Source organism: Roseomonas populi, assembly GCF_024594815.1.
Taxonomy (GTDB): Bacteria; Pseudomonadota; Alphaproteobacteria; order Acetobacterales; family Acetobacteraceae; genus Roseomonas; species Roseomonas populi.
In genome coordinates, this window is the sequence record NZ_JANJOU010000007.1 from 44,608 (window position 1) to 66,353 (window position 21,746).

A 21,746-nucleotide genomic window follows, 5' to 3' on the forward strand; every position below is an offset into this window, starting at 1 on the left:
CGACCTTCCGCCGCCCTGCCCGGAGAGCGCCCGATGCCCGACCTGCCCGAGAGCATGACCTTTATCGACCACGGCCCGGGGGGCGAGCCGGAGGTGCTGGTGCCCGCCACCGGCCCCGTGCCCCGCGCCGCCGCGAGCGAGGTGCTCATTCGCGTCATGGCGGCCGGGGTGAACCGGCCGGACGTGCAGCAGCGCAAGGGACTCTACCCGCCGCCCAAGGGGGCGAGCCCCGTCGTCGGGCTGGAAGTGGCCGGCGAGGTGGTGGCGGTGGGAGAGGGGGTGGAGCGCTTCCGCCCGGGGAACCGGGTCTGCGCCCTGGCGAATGGCGGCGGCTACGCCGAGTACGCCGTGGCCCCTGCCACCCAGTGCCTGCCCTGGCCGGAGGGGTACGACGCCGTGCGCGCGGCGGCCCTGCCGGAAACCTTCTTCACCGTCTGGGCGAACCTCTTCGGGCATGGGCGGCTCTCCAGGGGTGAGGTGATGCTGGTGCATGGCGGCACCTCCGGCATCGGGTCCACGGCCCTGCAGCTCGCGCGGGAGTTCGGCGCGCGCCCCTTCGCCACCGCCGGCAGCGCCGAAAAGGTGGCGGCCTGCCTGGAGTTCGGGGCGGAGGAGGCCTTCGACTACAAGACCCAGGACTTCGTCGCCGAGATGAAGCGCGTGACGGACGGGCGCGGCGCGGACGTGGTCCTGGACATGATCGGCGCGGACTACTTCCAGCGGAACCTGCGGGTGCTGGGGCAGGATGGCCGGCTGGTGATCATCGCGCTGATGGGCGGGTACGAGGTGGAGAAGGCCGATATCCGCCCGATTATGCTCAAGCGCCTGGTGGTCACGGGCAGCACGATGCGCCCGCGCACCGCGGCGGAAAAGGGCGCCATCGCCGACGAGCTGGAGCGGAAGGTCTGGCCCGTGCTCTCGGCCGGGCGCTGCGGGCCGCGCATCCACGCCACCTTCCCGCTGAACGAGGCGGCGGAGGCGCACCGGCTGATGGAGAGCAGCGCGCATATCGGCAAGATCGTGCTGACGGTCGCCTGAGACGGGATCTTGAACCCGCGCGACCTCTGGCTGCTGGCCGTCGCCGTCCTTCTCTTCGGCGGGGTGTGGCCGATCGCGAAGGACGCGCTCCGGGATGCCACGCCCGTCTGGTTCGGCGCCAGCCGCGCGGGCCTGGCGGCGCTGGCCTCCGGCCTGGTGCTGCTGGCCCTGGGGCGGCTGCGCTGGCCGGGGCGGAGGGACCTGCCCTCGGTGCTGGCGCTCGGCCTGCTGCAGATCGGCGGCTTCTTCGCGCTGACCCACATCGCGCTCGGAGTGCTGCCCGCCGGCCGCATCGCCGTGCTGTCCAACGTGACGATCTACTCCCTCGTCCCGCTCTCCGTGCTGGTGCTCGGGGAACGGGTCTCGGCGCTGCGCTGGGCCGCGGCGGGGCTGGGGCTGGCAGGGGCGCTGGTGCTGGTGGGCCCCTGGGCCGTGGACTGGTCCGATCCCGCTACCCTCGCGGGGAACGCGCTCCTCGTCGGCGCCTCGGTGCTCTGGAGCATCGCCATCGTGGTCACGCGGCGTTTCCCGCCGCAGCGGCCGATGCTGGAGCTGCTGCCTTTCTTCTTCGGCCTGGCGACGCTCCTGCTCCTGCTGCTGGCCGTTTGGCGGGAACCGGGCGGTGGGATCGGCCTTGGTGCGCTGCCGCACGCGGCCTTCATCGGCCTCATCGCCGCGCCGCTGGGCACCTGGAGCGTGATCGAGGCCGGGCGGCGCCTGCCCTCCACCGTGGCCTCCGTGGGCTTCATGCTGGTGCCCGTCCTCGGCGTGACGCTCGGGGCGCTCTGGCTCGGAGAGCCGGTTGGGTGGGACATCTGGGTCGGCGGCGCGCTGATCTTCGCGAGCGTCGTCCTCGCGGTGCGCGGGTAGGGGAGAGGCGATGATCCTGAACGCAATCGAAGCGGGGGAGGGGCCGCCGCTGGTGCTGCTGCACGGGCTGTTCGGGCAGGCCCGCAACTTCGGCGCGCTGCAGCGGCGCCTGGCCGCGGGCGGGCGCCGCGTGGTCGCGCTGGACATGCCCAACCACGGCGCCAGCCCGCACGCGCCGGCGATGGACTACCGCCGCATGGCGGATGCGGTGGCAGAGACTCTTCTCGCGAAGGGCATCCCGCGCGCGGCGGTGATGGGCCACTCCATGGGGGGCAAGGCGGCGATGATGCTGGCGCTGACCCGGCCGGAGCTCGTCTCGCGACTGCTGGTCTCGGACATCGCGCCCGTCGCCTATCCCTCCCGCTGGGTGCCGCTGGTGGAGGCGATGCGGGCCGTGCCGCCCGGCACACCGCGTGCCGAGGTGGACACCGGCCTGGCTTCCGTGGAGCCCGATGCGGGAGTGCGCGCCTTCATCCTGACCAACCGCAAGCCCGACGCTTCCGGCTGGCGGATCGGGCTCGAGGGGATCGCGGCCTCGCTGCCGGCCATCATGGGGTGGGAGGCGACCGAGGGGGCGGCCTATGACGGCCCGACCCTCGTCGTGGCCGGGGAGCACTCGCCCTACATCAAGCCCGAGGACCGGCCGGGCATCCGCGCGCTTTTTCCCCATGCGCGCTTCCTGACGGTGAAGGGCGCGGGCCACTGGGTTCACGCCGACCAGCCGGACGGCTTCGCGGCCGTCGTCGAGGGCTTCGCGCCGGTCTGATCAGATCGCGCTCGGCGCCTTGAAGCTGTTCGTCTTGTTCAGGTCCGCCGCGCGCCAGAGATACCAGGCGGCCGCGGAGCGGAACGGTGCCCAGCGCGCGCCGATGGCGGCCAGCTCCTTCGGCTTCGGCTGCGTCTCCAGCCCGGCCGCTACGCGATATCCCTCGCGCACGCCGAAATCATCCACGGGCAGGATGTCCGGGCGGCCCAGGGTGAACATCAGCAGCATCTCCACCGTCCAGCGGCCGACGCCGCGCAGTGCCACCAGCCGCTCGATCAGCGCCTCGTCCGAGAGGCGGGCGGCGGCGCGGCGGGTCGGCACCCAGCCGGCGGCGGCCTTGTGCGCGATGTCCAGGATGGCGGCCTGCTTGGCAGCGGAGAAGCCGCAGGCCCGCAGCGCGCCCTCCGGAAGGGCCAGTACGCGTTCGGGTGGCGGGAAGGGGTGCTCCGGCGTGTTCGCGATCAGGCGGTTCAGCATGGCCTCCGCCGCGCGGCCATGCACCTGCTGGTGCGCGATGGCGCGCACCAGCGCCTCATAGGGCTCGCGGTCCTTCACCGGCTTCAGCCCCATGGCCCCGACCTGGGCGATGACGGGGCCGAGGACGGGATCGGCGGCGAGGTGCTTGCGGGCGGCGCGGGCGCTCATCTCTCCGGCTTACGCCAGGGCGTGCAGGATCGCCACGGCCGCCCAGCCGACCAGCAGGGCGACCAGGATCAGGGGCCACACGCCGCGCCAGATGGCGGGCGGGCGCGTGCCGTCGGCCAGGAGGCCGCAGACCATTGCCGTCATCGCGAAGGAGTAGGCGGCGCCGGCGCCGGAGGAGAAGTTGTGGATGCCCGGCGCCAGCCAGGGCGGCAGGCCGGCGGCGAGGCCGAGGTCGGCCTGGACGCTCATCATCGAGGAGGCCGCGCCGACGCCGCTGCCCGTCAGCAGCCCGCCGATGAAGCCCAGCGGCGGAATGGCAAAGGGCGCCAGCGGCCCCAGCCCCGCCGCGATGCCGTGCGCCAGCCCGGTGGCCGCGCCCGATCCCGCCAGCCAGCGCCCGAGCAGCACGTAGAGGAGCATGGCGGCGGCCGGGCGTCGCATGCGGAGCATCGCTTCCCTGAACCGCAGGTGGCCATCCTGGCGCTTCGCCAGGAAGCCGAGCGAGACGGCCCAGAGCACCACCGCCACATGGGTGAGCTGGAAGGCCGGAAGGTCGGTGTAGGGCCGCCAGCCCGGCGCCCCGGCCCAGGAGCGGGCCAGGAGAAGGACGACGGTCAGCAGGGCCCATGGCCCGATCGCGGCCAGAGCCCGGTCCCGCGCCTGCGCGTTGCGCGGCGGGGCGAAGTGCCAAAGTGCGGGCAGCAGCACGAGGCCGGCGGAGAGGAAGCCCACCGTTTCCGCCGGCATGAGCCAGCCGAGGAGAAGGACGAGGGCGGCCACGGCGGCCTGCATTCCCAGCTGCGCCAGCCGCTCCGCTCGCGGGACCGGCAGCCCCGCCTTCGCCAGCAGCGCCCAGAGGACGGGAGGCGTCGCGAGGAGCCAGACGGCGTGAGGCAGGGCAGTGACGAAGGACACCTCGTGCGGCGGGCGGTGAGCCAGGGCCGCGCCCAGCGCCAGCCCCGGCCCCAGCCCGCCCCAGGGCGCCAGCCATAGGGAGAGCACGGCCATCCCGCCCCCCGGCGCCCCGCCGATGCCCATGGCCCGAAGCGCGCCCACGGTGAAGACCGCGCCGACGCCGAAGCCCGTCACACTCTCCACGAAGGAGCCGGCGAGGATCATCAGGTAGGCGCGGCGCGGGGAGGCGGGCACGGGCTCCGTCGCGCGCGGGGCGGCGGCGAGGCTGAAGAGAAGCCCGCCCGAGAGGGTGGCCACCGGCAGCAGCCCCAGGAAGAGGGCGCGGACGCTCTCCGTCGCCAGGAAGCGCGTGAGGTCCAGGCCGGGCGGGAGCGCGGCCGAGACGGCGGGGAGCGAGGCGGCCAGGGCCGCCAGGCAGGCCGGAACGGGCGCCACCCGCCCCGATCCCAGCAGCACCAGCAACAGGAGGAGAGGTAGGGCCTGGAGAAGGATATCCATGCGCCCCTGTGCTACTCCCTTGCCGCCTCTGGCCACGCGGGCGTGCCCCGCGTATCACGCCACAAGCATATCGCAGTGCAGCACGAAACCATCCTCGTGCAACCCGTTCTAGGCCCGTCGCCCAACCTTCGTTAAGGCGCCCCAGACATGGCTTCGGCCGGGAGAACAGTTTGAACCGCCGCGCTCTCATTGCCGGATTCGTCATGGCCGGGCTCATGCCCCGGATCCCCGGCACGCTCTACGAGCGCGCGGAGGCGGCGGATGATCCGGTCCGTCCTTTCGACGACACCACGGTCCGCACCATGGCGCGGGAACTGGCCACCAAGCCCTATGCCGCGCCCGATGAGCGCCTGCCCGCACCTTTCGCCGACCTGAGCTACGACGCCTACCGCACCATCCGCTTCAACGCGGGGCGCGCGATGTGGCGGGCCGATGGCCTGCCCTTCCAGATGCAGCCCTTCCATCGGGGGTTCCTGTTCAAGGCGAAGGTCGGGCTGTTCGAGGTGGCGGACGGGCGGGCGACGCCCATCCCCTACGACCCGTCCGCCTTTACCCTTTCCGAGCTCGGCGGGCCGCTGCCGTCCCCGGTGCCGGACCTCGGCTTCGCGGGGTTCCGCCTTACCAACCCGATGAACCGGGCGGATCACTACGACGAGGTGGCCGCCTTTGTCGGCGCCTCCTACTTCCGCGCCATCGGAAAGGGCCATGTGTATGGCCTGTCCGCGCGCGGCCTCGCCATCGCGACGGCTGAGCGGTCCGGGGAGGAGTTCCCGCTCTTCCGTGCCTTCTGGCTGGAGCGGCCGCGGGCGGGGGTGAACTCCATGGTGGTCCACGCGCTGCTGGACAGCCCGAGCACCACAGGCGCCTTCCGCTTCACCATCCGCCCGGGCGACGACACGGTGTTCGACATCGAGTCCCGCCTCTATCCGCGGGTGGAGATGCCGACCGTCGGCGTCGCGCCGCTGACGAGCATGTTCCTCCACTCCGCGCTCGACCATGTTGGAGCGGACGACTACCGCCCGGCGGTGCACGACTCCGATGGCCTGATGCTCTCCACCGGGCGCGGCGAGGCGATCTGGCGGCCGCTGGCAAACCCTCGCGAGCTGCAGATCAGCGTCTTCACCGACGTGAACCCGCGCGCCTTCGGCCTGATGCAGCGCGCGCGGAACTTCCGCGACTACCTGGACCTGGAAGCGCGCTACGAGCGGCGCCCGGGCGCCTGGGTGGAGCCGATCGGCGACTGGGGCGAGGGCGCGGTGCACCTGGTGGAGATCCCGACGCGGGAGGAGATCCACGACAACATCGCCGCCTTCTGGCGCCCGAAGGCGCCGCTGAAGCCCGGGCAGGAGTACAGCTACGTCTATCGCCTGCACTGGGCGAGCGGCGCGGCTTTCGGCGCGGCCAACCGCCCGCCGCCCGCACAGTTCACCGGCGGGCGCCAGGGCGCGAAGCCCTCGGTCCAGGGCACGCGGCTCTTCGTGCTGGAGGCGGCCGGCGGGCGGCTGGCGGCCCTGCAGCCGGGTGAGACGCCGGTTTTGGACGTGACATCGAGCGCCGGGCGGATCGAGAACGCCGTGGTGCAGCGCAATCCCGAGACGGAGGGCTGGCGCATGTCCTTCGAGTTGGTTCCTGGCGGGGAGAAGCTGATCGAATTGCGCGCGCTACTGAAGAACGATGCTGGCCCGCTGACCGAGACATGGCTGTTCCGCTGGACACCCTGACCCGCCCCGAGGCGCTTCCCGGGGGCCTGCCCGCCCTCCCGGCGGAGGCGCCGCTGGGCATGCCCGTGCAGGATCTGCGCGCGCGCCCGCAACCTGCACGCCGGCCGGACACCGCGCCGCGCGGCATGGCGTGGCGCCGCATCCTCGTCTTCGGCGCGGCGCTCCTGCTGACGGCCATCGGCACGCGCGAGATGGCGTTGGTGCTGGACGTCACCACCGCCTTCACGCCGGGTACGGTCGTGCTCGCGCTCTTCGTGCCGCTGTTTGCCTGGATCGCGCTCTCCTTCGTCTCCAGCCTCTGCGGCGCGGCCAGCGTGGCGCTAGGGGGCGGCAAGGGCCTGGGTGTCGACCCGGACGCCCCGCTACCCGCGCTGTCCGGCCGCACGGCGCTCCTCATGCCCGTCTACAACGAGGACCCGCGCCGCGTGCTGGCGGGGCTGGAAGCCATGGAGGCCGCGCTGCGCGAGGCGGGGGCGGCGGATCACTTCGACATCTTCATCCTCAGCGACACCACGGACCCCGATGCCTGGGCGCGGGAGGAGGAAGCCTTCCTCGCCCTCCGCGCGCGGGCCGGAGAGGGCGCGCACATCTTCTACCGCCGCCGCGCGAAGAACGTGGACCGCAAGGCCGGCAACATCGCGGACTGGGTGCGCCGCTTCGGCGGCGCCTACCCGCAGTTCCTGATCCTTGATGCGGACAGCGTGATGTCGGCCGAGGCGCTGATCCGCCTTGCCGCCGCGATGGAGGCGCATCCGGGCGTCGGGCTGATCCAGAGCCTGCCGGTGATCGTCAACGGCCGCTCCCTCTTCGCGCGGATGCAGCAATTCGCCGGGCGCCTCTACGGGCCGGTCATCGCCCACGGCATCGCCTTCTGGCACGGTGCGGAGGGGAACTACTGGGGCCACAACGCGATGATCCGCACCGTGGCCTTCGCGGAGGCGGCGGGGCTGCCGCACCTGCCCGGGCGCAAGCCCTTCGGCGGCACAATCATGAGCCACGACTTCGTGGAGGCCGCGCTGATGCGGCGCCAGGGCTGGGCCATCCACTTCGTCCCCGCGCTTGCCGGCAGCTATGAGGAGAGCCCGCCCGCGCTCTCCGACCTCGCCATCCGCGACCGGCGCTGGTGCCAGGGGAACCTGCAGCACATGGCGGTGCTGCCCACGCGCGGCCTGCATGCCATCTCTCGCTCCCACCTGTTGGTCGGGATCGGCTCCTACATTACCGCGCCGCTCTGGCTGCTCTTCCTCGTCGCGGGCGTGCTGTTGTCGCTGCAGGCGCGCTTCGTGCTGCCCGTGTATTTCCCGCAGGGGCCGGCGCTGTTCCCGAACTGGCCGGTGGTCGATCCGGTCCGCGCGAAATGGGTGTTCATCGGCACCATGGGCCTGCTGCTGGTGCCGAAGCTGCTGGCCTGGGGCGCCATGCTGCTGGACGGTCCCTGGCGGCGCGGCCATGGCGGCGGGCTGCGCGCCCTGGTCAGCATGATCGTGGAAACCGTGCTGGCCGGGCTGCTGGCACCGGTGACGATGCTGACCCAGTCCGTGGACGTGTTCTCCATCCTGCGCGGGCGGGATTCCGGCTGGTCCGCGCAGACGCGCGACGATGGCAGCCTGCCGCTGGGGCAGGTGGCGCGGCTATACTGGCGGCACACGGCCTTCGGCCTGGCCTTCGGCGTCGCGGCCTTCCTCGTCTCGCCCTATCTCGCGGCCTGGATGTCGCCGGTGGTAATCGGCCTCGCCCTCGCCATTCCCCTCGCGGCCTGGACGGCGCGGCGCGCGGCGGGACAGGGGCTGCGGCGCGCCGGGCTGCTGCTGATCCCGGAGGAGCGCGACCCGCCGCCCATCCTGCGCCGAACCCTTGCCCTGCGCGCGGAGTGGGAGGCGCTGGCGCCGGAGGGCGAGGCGCTGGCACGGCTGCGCGCCGATCCCACGCTGCTCGCCGCGCACCGCGCAATGCTGCCGGCCCCTTCGCCGACGCGGGCGGACGCGCTGGACCCCAATCTCGTCATGGGCCGCGCCCGCGTGGCGGCGGCTGCATCGGCCGAGGAAGTCTTGGCGGCACTGACCCGCGCGGAGAAGGCCGCGCTGCTGGCCGATGCGGCGGGGCTGGACGCACTGATCGCGCTTCCGCCGCGCTGATGGAACCGGCGCCGCTGATCCTGACGCTGCGCTTCGACGCCGCAGCCTTCGCGCGGCTCGATGGGTTACGCCGCGCGCATTTCCCGCCGGAGCGCAACCACATCCCCGCGCACCTCACCCTGTTCCACGCCCTGCCCGGTGCGGGACGGACGGAAATCGAGGAAAACCTGCGCGTCGCCTGCGCGGGAACGCCGCCCATGGCGCTGCGCGTGACAGGGCCGCGCCCCCTCGGGCGCGGCGTCGCGCTGGAGGTGGAGGCGCCGGCGCTGGTGGCGCTGCGCCGCCTGCTGGCGTCCCACTGGCGGGAATGGCTGACGCCGCAGGATGCGGGCGGCTTCCGCCCGCACGTCACCGTGCAGAACAAGGTGACGCCGGAAGCGGCTCGGGGCCTGCTCGCCGAACTGGCGGCGGCGTTCCAGCCCTGGGAAGCCCGGGCCGAGGGGCTCCTGCTGTGGCACTACCGCGGGGGCCCCTGGGAGGCTGCCGCGGAGTTCCCTTTCCTGGGGCGGGCCCCTTAGCGCCGCGCGCGGCGGCGCGGCTGCGACGGGGCCGGCGCGGCCTCGCCGCGCGCGGCGGCCGCGCGCTGGCGGACCATCTCGTTGCGAGACATCGGTGCCCCCTGGGCATTGAAGTCCGAGTTCGGCGCCTGGCCCCGCGACCAGCCCGGCCGTGAGATGGAGCCCGTTGCCCCCTGGGCTAGGGCTGGACCGGCAGCGGTCAGGCCGGCGAGCGCCAGGATGGCAAGGGCAGTGCGATTCTTCATGGAACGCCTCTCCGTGTGAGACGGCGGATTGATTGCGCGACGGATCATGCCGCGCAAGCACCGTTCCGGCTCACGAGCCAGGGTTCATGCTTGTTGAAAGGTGGAAGCCGGCCTTAGGAGCGGTCGTTGCGCGCCCGCGCCGCGTCCTCCCGCCGCTCCTGCGCCATGGCGGCGGCCGAGCGCCGGCGAATGATCTCGGTGCGCGTCAGGGGCCGCCCGTTCTGGCCGACGGGCATGCCCTGCCGATCGAAATCGGAGGTCGGCGCCTGACCGACGGTCCAGTCGCCATAGGAGCCCGCACCCGTGGCGCCGCCGATGGGCGCGCGGCTGGTGGGAAAGGCGGATTGTGCCTCGGCGGGGGCGAAGGGGGCAGCAAGGAGGGCGGCGAGCAGCAGGGGGGAGAGGCGAGTGAATTTCATCCCTTACCTAACGCCGCCTCGCCGCGCCCGTTCCCTCACACGCCCGCCAGTAGCCCGGCCAGCAGCTTCGCGCGGGGCACGAGGCTGTCCTCCCGGATGTACTCGCCGAGGGTGTGATAGCCGGCGCCGAGCACCCCCAGCCCGTCCAGCGTGGGGATGCCCATAGCGCCGGTGAAGTTGCCGTCCGAGCCGCCGCCGGCGCTCTCATGCGGGAGGGGATGGCCCAGCCGCGCCGCCAGCGCCTGCGCCCGTTCGTGGAGGCCCATCGCCGCCCCGTCCGGCTCCCAGACGGGGCGGGTTACGCCGCGGCGCACATCCAGCAGCACGTCGGGCGCGCTGGGCTTGAGCGCCAGCATCCGCTCCACGGCCTCGTCCAGGTCCGCCTGGCGCTTGGCCATGCTCAGCGCCTCGGCGTCGCAATGGGTGGCTACGCAGTTCACCCATTGCCCACCATGAATGACGCCGACGGAGTAGGTGGCCGCCTCCGTCGTCATCGCCTCGATCGCCAGAACCTGCCGGCACATCTCCCGGATGGCGGAGCGCCCATCGGACAGGCGCGCGCCGGCATGGCTGGGGCGGCCGGTGGTGCGCAGGTTGAAGCGGGCGATGGCATAGCGGCCGGTGACGACCCCGCCCATCGGACCTTCGTCGGTCGGGCGCCCGGGCTCGGGCACGAGCACAACGGCGTGCCGTGCCGCCTCGGCCTCGATCACGTCGCGGGTGGAGGGGGTGCCCACTTCCTCGTCCGGGGTCAGCAGAACGGTAACGGGGCGGGAGGTGGCGATGCCCGCGCGGGCAAGTTCCCGGATGGCCTCCACCGCCAGCAGCGTGCCGCCCTTCATGTCGCAGATGCCCGGGCCGTAGCAGCGCCCGCCCTCCCGCCGGAACGGCAGCACGCCAAGCGTGCCGACGGGATGCACCGTGTCCAGGTGCGCGAGGACGAGGATGCCCGGCGCGTCTCCGTCCGGGTGCGGGAAGCGGGCGCGGACGCAATCGCCGAAGCCCATGCGGCCGGCGATGCGCTCAGTCCGGGCACCGAGCATCGCTAAATCGCGGGCGGCCAGGTCCATCATGCGGTTCACGGCGGCGGCGTCGAAGGTCGGGCTCTCGCACTCCACCCAGGGGCGGAGCCGGCCGAGGATGGCCTCCGCGTCGAAGGGCAGGTCCAGGGCGGGGTTGGCAGGGATGGCGTCCACGGCGCGGTCCTTCGGGCAGGGGTCCGGCAGCCTGCGCCGGTGCCGCGCCGGGGTGAAGGCTTGCGTCATGTTTTTGCGCGGGGCGCTGGGGGCGCTACCCTGGGGGAGATGAGCGACCCCCTGAACATCGCCCCGCGCCGCCTGGTCTCGCTGGCCGGCCCCATCCTCTGGTCCGCGGCCGAACTGGCCCCGAACGAGCAGATGATCCCGCTGGGTGCGGAGCACACCGCCGAACTCGCCGCGCCCGGCCTCCCCACCCCCCGCCTGGACGCGCTCGCCCAGGAGCTGCGGAGCCGCCTGGACCACGGGCGCGGCTTCGCCCTGCTGCGCGGCCTGCCGGTCTCGGACGACCCTGAGGCGCCGTTGCGCGCCCTCGCTTCCCGGCTGGGACAGGCCGTGGACCCCGAACCCGCTTCCGGCGGCCGCTACACGGAGGCCTGCGACGCGCTGCTGCTGCGCGTGACCGGTCCGGCCGTCGCGCGGCTTCGCTCGGCGGCCTGCATCCACAACGCGCTGCTGCGGACCGACCGTGCGGGGCTGGCCGCCCTCTACGAGGCGCGCGGGGAGCCGGCCGTGCCCGTCTTCTCCAACGAGGGCGGCGTCTTCGCCGCGCGCTGGGACGATGCCGCCCTGCCGGAAGACCGGTTGCCGGCCGCCATCGGCGAGGCGATGGGCGAGCCGCTCCTTCTCAGCCTGCGCGGGGGGGATATCCTCGCCTTCAACCCCTTCCTCGTCTGGGTGGACCGGGTGCCGGGCGCCGCGGTCGTGGCCGCGCGGGAGGAGCCGTCACGCCTGGACAGCCCGGGCTTCTCCGGGCTCCGCTAGCGCCCATGCGAATCCTGGTAGCCAACGCGAATACCACCGAGGCCATCACACGGCTCTGCGCCGATGCCGCCCGCGCCGCCGCCTCGCCAGGGGTGGAGATCGTGCCGGGCACGCCGCGCTTCGGCCCGGCCGTGATTTCCTCCGGCCTGGAGAATGCGATCGCCGCGCACGGCATTCTGGATCTTCTGGCGGAGCACGCGGGGCAGGTGGATGCCGTGGTCCTCGCCGTCTCGCTGGACACGGCGCTGGAGGCGGCGCGGCAGCTCATGCCCTGCCCGGTGGTGGGCATGACGGAGGCGGCCTGCTTCGCCGCCTGCATGCTGGGAAACCGCTTCGGGCTGGTCACCTTCGGGGGGACGGAATCCTACCGTCGCCTAATCGACAGCCACGGCCTGACATCCCGCTGCGCCGGCCTGGTCGGGGTGGATTTCACGCCCCAAAGGACGCTGGTCGATCCCGAAGGCGCGGTGCGCGCGGTGGGCGAGGGTATCGCCCGGCTTGTCGCGGGCGGGGCAGACGCGGTGGTGCTTGGCGGCGCGGCGCTGGCGGGGATGGAACCGGCGCTGCGGGAGGCATCCCCGGTGCCGCTGCTGGACGGGATCACCTGCGGCGTACGGATGGCCGAGGCGCTGGCCAGGATGAAGCCCGCACGTACCCGCCAGGGGCCCCTTGCGCCGGTGCGCGATCGGGAGTCCCTGGGCCTCTCTCCTGCCTTGTCCGCGCTGCTGCGCGGGGCCTAGCGCGGTCCAACTCCGGCGCGGGGGCGGCGTTCCGCTCGCGTGAACGGAGGAGGCTGCATGAGCAAGGTCGTCGTCGTTACAGGGGCGGGCGCCGGCATCGGCCGGTCCACCGCGCTGGAGTTCGCCCGCGCGGGCTACGATGTGGCGCTGCTCTCGCGTGACCCCGGGCGGCTGGAGAGCGCGGCGGAGGAGGTTCGCCGCTTCGGCGTGCGCGCCCTGCCCGTGCCGACGGACGTGGCAGATGCCGCGGCCGTGGAGGCGGCGGCTGAGCGCGCCGAGGCGGAGCTGGGCCCGATCGAGGTCTGGGTGAACGTGGCGATGGCGACCGTCTTCGCCCCCATTGCCGAGCTGACGCCGCAGGAGGTGCTGCGCGCCACCCAGGTCACCTATCTCGGCCAGGTCCATGGCATCATGGCGGCGCTGAAGCGGATGCGGCCGCGCGACCGGGGGACCATCGTCAGTGTCGGTTCCGCCTTGGCCTACCGTGCGATCCCGCTGCAGGCCGCCTATTGCGGCGCCAAGTTCGCGACGCGCGGCTTCACGGACTCCCTTCGCTCCGAGCTGATCCACGACGGCAGCATGGTCCACGTGACCACGGTGGACCTGCCGGCCTGCAACACGCCGCAGTTCGATTGGTCGCTGAACAAGATGGGCCGCAAGGCGCAGCCCGTCGCGCCGATCTATCAGCCCGAGGTGGCGGCGCGTGCCATCCTCTACGCCGCCACGCATCGTCGGCGGCAGGTCTGGGTCGGGCTGCCGACAATCGTGACCATCGCGGCGGACCGGATCGCGCCGGGGCTGGTGGACCGCTACCTCGCCAAGTCAGGATACAGCGGGCAGCTGACCGAGGAGCCGCGCGCGCCGGACGCGCCGGCGAACCTGTTCGAGCCCGTCGCCGGCCCTTACGGCGCGCATGGGCGGTTCGACGATCGCCAGCCCAGGACAGCGGGGTGGGAGGTGTTCACCAGCCGCCAGCGGGACGTGTTCTGGCTGGGGGCGCTGGCTGCGGCGGCGGTGGGGCTCCGCGCCGTTGTCAGGCGCCTGCGCCGCTGATCAGCCCGGCAACGCCTCCAGTTCCCGCGAGAGCAGCGCGAGGTCCTGCGGACGGGAGAGGCGGTGGTCGCTGTCCTTGACAAGGGTGAGCATCGTGTCCGGCCCCGGCAGTGCCTCCACGATCCGCAGCGCGTGACGCCAGGGCACGTCCGGGTCCGCCATGCCCTGCAGCAGGCGCACCGGGCCCTCATAGGGGATGGGGCCGGGCAGCAGGAGGTGGTTTCGCCCATCCTCCAGCAGCCGGCGGGTGATCGGGATAGGCTCGCCGTACTCGGACGGGCGGCGGATCACCCCGTCGCGCTCGAGCGCGGCCCGGTCTGCTTCCGTGAATTCGCCGGGCATCAGCGCCTCCGTGAAGTCCGGCGCCGCGGCGATGCCGACCACGCCGCGCACCCGCCCCGCGCCCCAGCGCCGGGCGAGGAGTAGCGCGATCCAGCCGCCCATGGAGGACCCGACCAGCACCACCGGGCCCGGTGCCCGCGCCTCGATGACCAGGGCGGCATCCTCGGTCCAGGTTCCGATGGTGCCGTCCTCGAACTCGCCCCCGCTGATCCCGTGGCCGGAATAGTCCAGCCGCAGGAAGGCCCGGCCGCCAGCGGCGCAGTGGTCGCGCAGGTGCAGGGCCTTGGAGCCCTCCATGTCCGAGCGAAAGCCGCCGAGAAAGACCACCGTGGGCCCGGCGCCGGGCAGGGCGGCCCAGGCGAGGGTGACGCCATCGGAGCGGGAGAGGGTGCCACGGATCTCGTTCATCCGCCCGGCCTAGCCCCGGAGGACCCGGCGCGGCAAGCCGGGCGGCGCCGATGCGGCCGCCCGTGACGGGGGCGCCGCGGCGGGGTAAGGGGCGGGCCATGCCAGCCCCCTTGCCCACCGTTCTGCAGGTGCTGCCCGCCCTGGGCCAGGGCGGGGTGGAGCGGGGTACGGTGGAGATCGCCCAGGCCATCCAGGAGGCAGGAGGCCGCGCGATCGTTGCCTCCGCTGGCGGGCCGATGGTGGCGGAGCTGGAGGCGGTGGGCGCGCGGCACGCCAGCCTGCCGCTGGACCGGAAGAGCCCCGGCGCGCTGCTGGCAGGGGCCGCGGCCCTTTCGCAAGTCATCCGGGCGGAAGGGGTGCGGATCGTCCACGCGCGAAGCCGCTTCCCCGCCTGGTCGGCGCTGATGGCGGCGCGGAGGACGGGCGCGCGCTTCGTCACCACCTATCACGGCAGCTACAACGAGGGCTTTCCCGGCAAGCGCCTCTACAACTCCGTCATGGCAAGGGGGGACCGGGTGATCGCCATCAGCGATTACATCGCCGATCTCGTCCGCGCCCGGCACGGCGTGGGGCCGGACCGGCTGCGGGTGATCCCGCGCGGCGTGGACCCCACCCGCTTCGATCCGGCCGCCGTGGATCCCGCGCGCATCGAGGCGCTGCGCCGCGATTGGGACCTGCCGCAGGACCGCCCGGTGATCCTGCTGCCCGCGCGGCTGACGCGTTGGAAAGGCCAGCCCGTCCTGCTGCGCGCCGTGCGGATGCTGGAGGAACCGCGCCCGCTGGTGGTGCTGGCGGGCGACGCCCAGGGCCGCGATGCCTATCGGGCGGAGCTGGAGGCGCTGGCGGCCGAGAGCGGTGCCACGGTGCGTCTCGTGGGGCCGGTGGCCGACATGCCGGCGGCCCTGGCCCTCGCCAGCCTGGTGGTCCACGCCAGCACGGATGCGGAGGCCTTCGGCCGCACGGTGATCGAGGCCCAGGCCATGCGCCGCCCCGTCATCGCCTCCGACCTCGGTGCCCCGCGCGAGACGGTGAATGAGGGGGTGACGGGCTGGCGCGTGCCGCCCGGCGACCCCGCGGCGCTGGCGGCCGCGATCGTGCGGGCCCTGGCCATGCCGGCCGAGGCGCGGGAGAGGATGGGAGAGGCGGCGCGGGCCGCCGTCCTCGCGCGCTACACCACCCATGCCATGCAGGAGGCGACCCTGGCCGTGTACCGGGAACTGGCATGAGCGGGCGCATCCTCGTCATCAAGCTCGGCGCGCTCGGCGACTTCGTGCAGGCCTTCCAGCCCTTCGCCGCCATCCGCGCGCACCATCCGGGCGCGCGGATCACGCTGCTCACCACGCCTGCCTTCGCTGACCTGGCCCGTCGCAGCCCATGGTTCGACGAGGTGTGGCCGGAGGGGCGGCCGCGCTACACGGACCTGCGGGCGAATCTTTCCCTCGTCCGCAAGCTGAGGAGTGGGCGTTTCGAACGGGTCTACGACCTCCAGACCTCGCCGCGCTCCTCCCGCTACCGGTGGTTCGTCGGGCACGGCGCGGAATGGTCGGGGGTGGCGCAGGGGGCGAGCCACCCGCACGCCAACCCGAACCGCAACGCCATGCACACGGTGGACAGGCAGCGCGAGCAACTGGAGATGGCGGGAATCCCGGATTTCCCGCCGCCGGACCTCCGCTGGCTGGACGCGGACCTTTCTGCCCTGGCCCTGCCGCCCCGCTTCGCGCTTCTGATCCCGGGCGCCAGCCCGTCCCGGCCCGGGAAGCGCTGGCCTCACTTCCCGGATCTCGCCTCGCGCCTGGGCGTACCCGCCGTGGTCGCCGGTGGCCCCGGAGAGTGCCCCCTGGCGGATGCGATCCGGCAGGCCGCGCCCGATGCGCTGGACCTGACCGGACGCACCAGCCTGTTCGAGCTGGCCGCGGTGGCGCGCCGTGCCGCCGTGGCGGTCGGGAACGACACCGGACCCACCCATCTGGCCGCGGCGGCGGGCTGCCCCACCCTGTCCCTGTTCGGGGACGAGAGCGACCCGGCCCGCTGCGCGCCGCGCGGCGCCGCCGTTTCCGTGCTGCGGCAGGAACCGCTGCCGGCGCTCCCGCCCGATCGGGTGGCAGAAGCGGCGCGCCGCCTCTCCGGGATGCTGCCATAATCGGCATTCCCTGCCTTGCCGCACCGATCGGGCGCCGCAGTGCCCTTGCGTCCCGCTCTGGCCGGTGCCGATGATGCGCACGGGAATCGAACGTCCGTACCGAACGTTCATCCAGCGGAGCAGGCCCATGTTCACCCGACGGAACCTCCTCGCGGCCGGCTCGGCCGGCGCCGTTGCCCTTGCCGGGGCTGGCAGCGCGCGGGCCCAGGCCCGCTGGCAGTTCGCCACCCCCTACCAGGACACGAACTTCCACACGAAGAACGTGAAGGCCTTCGTGGAGGACGTGGCGAAGGCCACGAACAACGCGGTGGCGATCCAGCTGCACACCAACGCCTCCCTCCTGCCCATGGCGCAGATCAAGGCCGGCGTGCAGCGCGGCCAGGTGCAGATGGGCGAGATCCTGACCTCCGCCTACGGCAACGAGGACGCCTTCTTCGAGGTGGACGGGATCCCCGTGCTGGCGCCGAACTACGACGACGTGCAGAAGCTGGCCCGTCTGGCGCGGCCCTACCTGGAAGCGCGCTTCCAGCGCCAGGGCATGATGGTGCTCTACACCGTGCCCTGGCCGCCGGGGGGCTTCTACAGCAACGCGCCGGTGACGAACCTGGATGTGTTCAAGGGCACGCGCTTCCGCACCTTCAACGCCATGACCAACCGCTTCGCCACGCTGATGGGCGCGAACCCCACCCTGGTGCAGGCCACCGAGGTGCCGCAGGCCTTCGCCACGGGCGTGATCCAGGGCATGGTGACGAGCGCGGCGACGGGCGTGGACACCCAGGCCTGGGACTACTGCAAGGTCTATACCCCCGTCGGCTTCAGCTACACGAATAACGCCGTCTTCGTGAACCGTCGCGCTTTCGAGGCGCTGTCCGCGGCTCAGCAGGCCGCCATCAAGGAGGCCGCGGCCACGGCGCAGTCCCGCGGCCTGCAGATGTCCAAGGACGCGGAGAAGGAGACGACCGACACGCTGGCGGCGCGCGGCATGCAGGTGCTGCAGCCGAGCGACACGTTGAGGCAGCAGCTGGCCGCCATCAGCCGGACCATAACGGATGAGTGGGTGGCCCGGACCGGCGAGGACGGGAAGAAGCTGATCGAATCCTACCGCGCCTGAGGGGAGAGTGATGCTGAGGCGGGCGCTGGACGCGCTCTACGCGGCCAGCGCCGGCTTCGCTGCGCTGTCCCTGTTCGGGATCTTCGTGGTGATGATGGCGCAGGTGGGGCTGCGCTTCCTGGGCATGCAGTTCGCGGGCGCGGACGACATCAGCGCCTATCTCTGCGTCGCCACCACCTTCTTCGCCCTCGCGCTCACCTTCCGCCGCGGCGAACTGATCCGGGTGGGGCTGCTGATCGAGCGGCTCTCCCCCGGCCCGCGCCGGGCTTTCGAGACCGGGGCGCTGATCTTCGCCGCGATCGGCTGCGGCTACGCCCTGTACTGGATGCTGGATGACGTCCTCTTCTCCTACGAGATCGAGGATGTCGCCCAGGGCGCGCTGGCGGTGCCGCTCTGGATCCCGAAGATGGCCATGCCGGCGGGTGCCGCAGTCCTGCTGATCGCCGTGCTGGATGAGCTGGTCACCGTCCTGCGCGGCAGGCGCCCCAATTACGTGATCGCGGCGGAAGAGCGTGCCGCGCGCGGCGATTTCTCGGCCGAGGTGTAGCCCATGGGCATGCTTGAACTCTCCGGCCTGCTGCTCCTGCTGCTGGGCCTGTTCCTGGCCGGCGGCCTCTGGATCGGGATGAGCCTCGCTTTCGTCGGCTTCATCGCGATGACCTTCGTGCACCCGCAGCCCGGCACCTACCTCGCCACTTCCTTCTGGGAGGCGACAGGGTCCTGGACCCTGGCCGCGCTGCCGATGTTCGTCTGGATGGGCGAGATCCTGTTCCGCACGAAGCTTTCCGAGGAGCTGTTCAACGGCCTGGCGCCGTGGGTGCGGCGCATCCCCGGGCGGCTGCTGCACGTGAACATCCTGGCCTGCGGCATCTTCGGCTCCGTCTCCGGCTCCTCCGCCGCCACCTGCGCCACCGTGTCCAAGATCGCGCTGCCCGAGCTGAAGCGGCGCGGCTATGACGAGGACGTGGCAATCGGCAGCCTCGCGACCTCCGGCACGCTCGGCATTATGATCCCGCCCTCCATCATCATGGTGGTCTATGCTGTGGCGGCGGAGGTCTCGATCGTCCGGGTCTTTATCGCGGGCTGCATCCCCGGGCTGATCGTGATGGCGCTGTTCAGCCTCTACATCGCTGTCTGGGCGGTGTTGAACCCGAGGAAGCAGCCGCCGATGGAGCCGAGCCTCTCCTTCATGGAGAAGATGCGGCAGTCCGCCCAGCTCATTCCCTGCGCGCTGCTCATCATCGGCGTGATCGGCACCATGTTCATCGGCTGGGCGACGGCGACGGAAGCGGCGGCCTTCGGCGTGCTGGGCAGCCTGCTGCTGGCCGCCGTCACGGGATGCCTGACCTGGGAGAGCTTCCGGGACAGCCTAACGGGTGCCACCCGCCTCTCCTGCATGATCATGTTCATCCTGGCTGGGGCCGCCTACCTGACGAAGGCGATGGCGCTGACGGGCATTCCCGCGGCGCTGGCGGCTGCCGTTGCGGGAATGGGCCTCGGCCCCTACGGCATCATCGCCATGCTGACGGTGGTTTACGTGCTGCTGGGCACCGCGCTGGACGGCACCTCGATGATCGTGCTCACCACCTCCATCGTCGTCCCGATGATCCAGCAGGCCGGGTTTGACCTGGTGTGGTTCGGCATCTTCATCGTGCTGCTGGTGGAGATCGCGGAGATCACCCCGCCCGTGGGCTTCAACCTCTTCGTCATGCAAACCATGACGGGGAAGGAGCAGACGGCGGTTGCAAGGGCGTCGTTGCCCTTCTTCCTCATGCTCGTGGTGACGGTGGCCGTCATCACGGTCTGGCCGGCAACGGTCACCTGGCTGCCGGATGTGCTGCTGAGCCGCTAAAAAGGAGAGGGGCGCCGCGACGTCCCGCGGCGCCCCTCATCCCACTCACATGACGGGCCGCAGGGTGCCGTCGGCGCCGCGCTCATACACGGCGCCGCCGCCCATGTAGGCGGCATCGGAACCCTGTGCGCGCGAGGCGGAGCGGCGGCCCTGGCGCATGGCTTGGCGCTGGCTGCGCGTCATCGGGCGCACCGCCGCACCGGAGGAGTAGCCGGCGGAGCCGCCCACGGCGGTGCGGCCGGCCGGGGAGACGGCGCCGCTGCTCATCGGCGGCGCGGCGGTGGAGCCGCCCGGCAGCGGGGCGCCGGGCGGGATCATGTCGCTCTGGGCCTGGGCGAAGGCGCCGGGGGCGGCGCCGATGATCGCGCTGAAGGCGCAGGCGGCGGCGAGAAGCGCAAACTTGCGGGACATAAATGTCTCCTGGGTGCTGATGCCGCTGTCCGGCCGGGCTGGCCGCCGTGGCGGATCGGCAACGCAACGTGGCTTCCAGGCAAAGGGTTTCCGGGCACCGGCGCGGGGCGGCAACCCCTGCCGGGTCCTGTCGTTGCGGCAGGCATGTGGGAATCGATCAAAGCCTTTCTCCGCAGCTGGGGGCTGGTCATCATCATCACCGTGGCCGGGCTCGCGGTGGCTTGGCGCTTCGTTTCTCCAGCACCGCCCGAGACAGTGCGCTTCGCCGTCTCGTCCAATCCGCAGAGCGTCTACACGCAGACCGTGGACGCTTATGCGAAGGGGCTGGAGGCCGAAAAGTTCAAGGTGGAGCGGGTGGCGACGCAGGGCTCGGCCGACAATGTCCGGCTGCTGCGGGAAGGGAAGGTGGACCTCGCCCTCGTGCAGGGCGGCGTCGCGCCGGCGGTGGGGGGGGATCGCCTTGTCTCTCTCGGCCAGGTCTTCTTCGAGCCAGCCTGGTTCTTCATCCGTGCCCAGCAGGGCGGTGGCAGCCCCGTGCAGGCGTTGCGCGGCCAGCGCGTGGCGATCGGGCCGGAGGGAAGCGGGACCCGCATTCTCGCCCTCGCTCTGCTGGCGGCGAACGGGCTGGGCGCGGACGCCATTCAGGCCGACCCGCTGGCGGGCAACGAGGCCGCGGAGGCGCTCGCCTCCGGCCAGGTGCAGGCTGCGGTCTTCGTTTCTGCCAGGCCGAACGACGCGATCAACAAGCTGATGCGGACGCCTGGCGTGACCCTGCTGAATTTCGCCAGCCGCGCGGACGCCTACGCCGCGAACCTGCCCTATCTCAACCCCGCGCGCCTGCCCAATGCCGGGCTGAGCCTGCAGGAGGACTTGCCGCGCGGCGACGTGACGATGATGGCCCCTGCCGCCTCGCTGCTGGCACGGGACGACCTCAACCCCCAGGTCGCCGCACTGATGATGCAGATCCTGCGCGACACGCATAAGGGCCGCACCCTTTTCTCGGCGGAGGGCCGCTTCCCCTCGGGCCTGAACCACGAGGTGCCGCTGCAGGAGGACGCGCAGCGCTACTACGAGCGGGGCCCGAGCTTCCTGCAGAGCTACCTGCCGTTCTGGCTCGCGGTCACGGTGGACCGGCTCTGGGTTCTGCTGATCCCGCTGGTGACCCTGCTGCTGCCGCTGATCCGCATCGCGCCCTCCATCTACTCCTGGCAGATGGATCGCCAGCTCTGGGCCATCTACGACAAGGTGCGGAAGGTGGAGGAGGCCAGCGAGAAGGGGCTCTCCATGCAGACCGCCGCGAAGCTGGATGCGCTGGACAAGGAGGCGGAGAAGCTGAAGCTTCCGGACAGCTACGCCGAGAAGATCTACGAGCTGCGCCGGCACATCGCCTTCGTGCGCGAGAAGAAGGCGGAGGCCTGAACCATGGAGCTACCCATCCGCAAGCCCGGTTGGTTCGACGACTTCCGGACCTTCATCGCCCGCGGCAACGTCATAGACCTGGCCGTGGGCGTGGTGATCGGGGCCGCCTTCACCACCATCGTCACCAGTCTCGTCGAGGACTTGCTGAACCCGATCATCGGCCTGCTGGTGGGCGGGATCGACTTCTCGAACCTCTTCGTCGTCATCTCCGGCGAGCGCGGCCCCTCGCTTGCGGCTACCCGGCAGTCCGGCGCTGCGGTGCTGGCCGTCGGCCAGTTCATCAACGCCGTCATCAAGTTCGTCATCGTCGCCTTCGCGGTCTTCTGGCTGGTCCGCCTGGTGCGCAGGCTCTACGCCACGCCGGAGAAGGAGACGGGGCCGACGCGGGACCAGATCTTGCTGCAGGAGATCAGGGACGAGCTTCGGGCGACGCGTGAGGGGCAACCGCGGGGTCCGGCCTCCCCCTGATCCAGGCCCCG

General features: G+C 72.2%; 23 protein-coding genes. 16 read left to right on the forward strand and 7 right to left on the reverse strand.

What is annotated here, in order from left to right; translation table 11 throughout:
• Positions 1-33: 33 nt before the first annotated feature.
• The 3 genes from NRP21_RS09435 to NRP21_RS09445 are packed head-to-tail and all read left to right on the forward strand — an operon-like array spanning position 34 to position 2,674.
• Positions 34-1,038 (forward strand): NAD(P)H-quinone oxidoreductase, encoded by a 1,005-nt coding sequence (locus NRP21_RS09435; protein ID WP_257715940.1) that lies wholly within the window; start codon positions 34-36, stop codon positions 1,036-1,038.
• Positions 1,039-1,047: 9 nt separating this feature from the next.
• Positions 1,048-1,908 (forward strand): DMT family transporter, encoded by an 861-nt coding sequence (locus NRP21_RS09440; protein WP_257715941.1) that lies wholly within the window; start codon positions 1,048-1,050, stop codon positions 1,906-1,908.
• Between the two features lie 10 nt (positions 1,909-1,918).
• Entirely contained in the window at positions 1,919-2,674 is a 756-nt protein-coding gene (locus NRP21_RS09445; protein WP_257715942.1) for an alpha/beta fold hydrolase, read from the forward strand.
• Here the strand turns inward: NRP21_RS09445 and NRP21_RS09450 are convergent, their stop codons facing one another.
• The gene (locus NRP21_RS09450; protein ID WP_257715943.1) at positions 2,675-3,319 is read right to left on the reverse strand and encodes a DNA-3-methyladenine glycosylase family protein; all 645 of its coding nucleotides are present in this window, start codon (positions 3,317-3,319) and stop codon (positions 2,675-2,677) included.
• 9 nt (positions 3,320-3,328) lie between these two features.
• Positions 3,329-4,732: a hypothetical protein gene (locus NRP21_RS09455; protein WP_257715944.1), complete on the reverse strand. Its 1,404-nt coding sequence runs from the start codon at positions 4,730-4,732 to the stop codon at positions 3,329-3,331.
• 170 nt (positions 4,733-4,902) lie between these two features.
• On the opposite strand from NRP21_RS09455, the gene NRP21_RS09460 reads away from it, so the two are divergent.
• From NRP21_RS09460 to NRP21_RS09470, 3 genes are read left to right on the forward strand one after another with little or no spacing between them, the layout of a single operon-like run.
• The gene (locus NRP21_RS09460; protein ID WP_257715945.1) at positions 4,903-6,453 is read left to right on the forward strand and encodes a glucan biosynthesis protein; all 1,551 of its coding nucleotides are present in this window, start codon (positions 4,903-4,905) and stop codon (positions 6,451-6,453) included.
• Entirely contained in the window at positions 6,429-8,588 is a 2,160-nt protein-coding gene (mdoH, locus tag NRP21_RS09465) for a glucans biosynthesis glucosyltransferase MdoH (RefSeq protein ID WP_257715946.1), read from the forward strand. The genes NRP21_RS09460 and mdoH overlap by 25 nt, the downstream gene beginning before the upstream one ends.
• Positions 8,588-9,106, forward strand: a complete 519-nt coding sequence (locus NRP21_RS09470) for a 2'-5' RNA ligase family protein (RefSeq protein WP_257715947.1) — start codon at positions 8,588-8,590, stop codon at positions 9,104-9,106. The genes mdoH and NRP21_RS09470 overlap by 1 nt, the downstream gene beginning before the upstream one ends.
• Here NRP21_RS09470 and NRP21_RS09475 read toward each other — a convergent pair.
• The 3 genes from NRP21_RS09475 to NRP21_RS09485 form a co-directional block, all read right to left on the reverse strand.
• The gene (locus NRP21_RS09475; protein ID WP_257715948.1) at positions 9,103-9,351 is read right to left on the reverse strand and encodes a hypothetical protein; all 249 of its coding nucleotides are present in this window, start codon (positions 9,349-9,351) and stop codon (positions 9,103-9,105) included. The genes NRP21_RS09470 and NRP21_RS09475 overlap by 4 nt on opposite strands.
• A gap of 113 nt (positions 9,352-9,464) precedes the next feature.
• Positions 9,465-9,770: a hypothetical protein gene (locus NRP21_RS09480; protein ID WP_257715949.1), complete on the reverse strand. Its 306-nt coding sequence runs from the start codon at positions 9,768-9,770 to the stop codon at positions 9,465-9,467.
• 35 nt (positions 9,771-9,805) lie between these two features.
• Positions 9,806-11,035: a M20/M25/M40 family metallo-hydrolase gene (locus NRP21_RS09485; protein WP_257715950.1), complete on the reverse strand. Its 1,230-nt coding sequence runs from the start codon at positions 11,033-11,035 to the stop codon at positions 9,806-9,808.
• A gap of 39 nt (positions 11,036-11,074) precedes the next feature.
• Here NRP21_RS09485 and NRP21_RS09490 point away from each other — a divergent pair, with 39 nt between their 5' ends.
• The 3 genes from NRP21_RS09490 to NRP21_RS09500 are packed head-to-tail and all read left to right on the forward strand — an operon-like array spanning position 11,075 to position 13,584.
• Complete coding sequence (locus NRP21_RS09490) at positions 11,075-11,791, forward strand: hypothetical protein (RefSeq protein WP_257715951.1); 717 nt, start codon at positions 11,075-11,077, stop codon at positions 11,789-11,791.
• 5 nt (positions 11,792-11,796) lie between these two features.
• The gene (locus NRP21_RS09495) at positions 11,797-12,531 is read left to right on the forward strand and encodes an aspartate/glutamate racemase family protein (protein ID WP_257715952.1); all 735 of its coding nucleotides are present in this window, start codon (positions 11,797-11,799) and stop codon (positions 12,529-12,531) included.
• 57 nt (positions 12,532-12,588) lie between these two features.
• Entirely contained in the window at positions 12,589-13,584 is a 996-nt protein-coding gene (locus NRP21_RS09500) for an SDR family oxidoreductase (RefSeq protein WP_257715953.1), read from the forward strand.
• On the opposite strand, the gene NRP21_RS09505 is transcribed toward NRP21_RS09500, so the two are convergent.
• Complete coding sequence (locus NRP21_RS09505) at positions 13,585-14,334, reverse strand: alpha/beta hydrolase (protein ID WP_257715954.1); 750 nt, start codon at positions 14,332-14,334, stop codon at positions 13,585-13,587.
• Positions 14,335-14,432: 98 nt separating this feature from the next.
• Between NRP21_RS09505 and NRP21_RS09510 the strand changes: the two genes are divergently transcribed.
• The 5 genes from NRP21_RS09510 (at position 14,433) to NRP21_RS09530 (ending at position 19,437) form a co-directional block, all read left to right on the forward strand.
• Positions 14,433-15,560 carry a glycosyltransferase family 4 protein gene (locus NRP21_RS09510; protein WP_257715955.1) on the forward strand — a complete coding sequence of 376 codons (1,128 nt, stop codon included), beginning with the start codon at positions 14,433-14,435 and terminating at the stop codon, positions 15,558-15,560.
• Complete coding sequence (locus tag NRP21_RS09515) at positions 15,557-16,474, forward strand: glycosyltransferase family 9 protein (protein ID WP_257715956.1); 918 nt, start codon at positions 15,557-15,559, stop codon at positions 16,472-16,474. The genes NRP21_RS09510 and NRP21_RS09515 overlap by 4 nt, the downstream gene beginning before the upstream one ends.
• A gap of 127 nt (positions 16,475-16,601) precedes the next feature.
• Positions 16,602-17,585 (forward strand): TRAP transporter substrate-binding protein, encoded by a 984-nt coding sequence (locus NRP21_RS09520; protein ID WP_257715957.1) that lies wholly within the window; start codon positions 16,602-16,604, stop codon positions 17,583-17,585.
• 10 nt (positions 17,586-17,595) lie between these two features.
• Positions 17,596-18,132: a TRAP transporter small permease gene (locus NRP21_RS09525; protein ID WP_257715958.1), complete on the forward strand. Its 537-nt coding sequence runs from the start codon at positions 17,596-17,598 to the stop codon at positions 18,130-18,132.
• Positions 18,133-18,135: 3 nt separating this feature from the next.
• Positions 18,136-19,437 carry a TRAP transporter large permease gene (locus tag NRP21_RS09530; RefSeq protein WP_257715959.1) on the forward strand — a complete coding sequence of 434 codons (1,302 nt, stop codon included), beginning with the start codon at positions 18,136-18,138 and terminating at the stop codon, positions 19,435-19,437.
• 45 nt (positions 19,438-19,482) lie between these two features.
• On the opposite strand, the gene NRP21_RS09535 is transcribed toward NRP21_RS09530, so the two are convergent.
• Positions 19,483-19,848: a hypothetical protein gene (locus NRP21_RS09535; RefSeq protein WP_257715960.1), complete on the reverse strand. Its 366-nt coding sequence runs from the start codon at positions 19,846-19,848 to the stop codon at positions 19,483-19,485.
• Positions 19,849-19,992: 144 nt separating this feature from the next.
• On the opposite strand from NRP21_RS09535, the gene NRP21_RS09540 reads away from it, so the two are divergent.
• Positions 19,993-21,267 (forward strand): TAXI family TRAP transporter solute-binding subunit, encoded by a 1,275-nt coding sequence (locus NRP21_RS09540; protein ID WP_257715961.1) that lies wholly within the window; start codon positions 19,993-19,995, stop codon positions 21,265-21,267.
• Between the two features lie 3 nt (positions 21,268-21,270).
• Positions 21,271-21,735 (forward strand): large conductance mechanosensitive channel protein MscL, encoded by a 465-nt coding sequence (gene mscL / locus NRP21_RS09545; protein ID WP_257715962.1) that lies wholly within the window; start codon positions 21,271-21,273, stop codon positions 21,733-21,735.
• Positions 21,736-21,746: the final 11 nt, after the last annotated feature.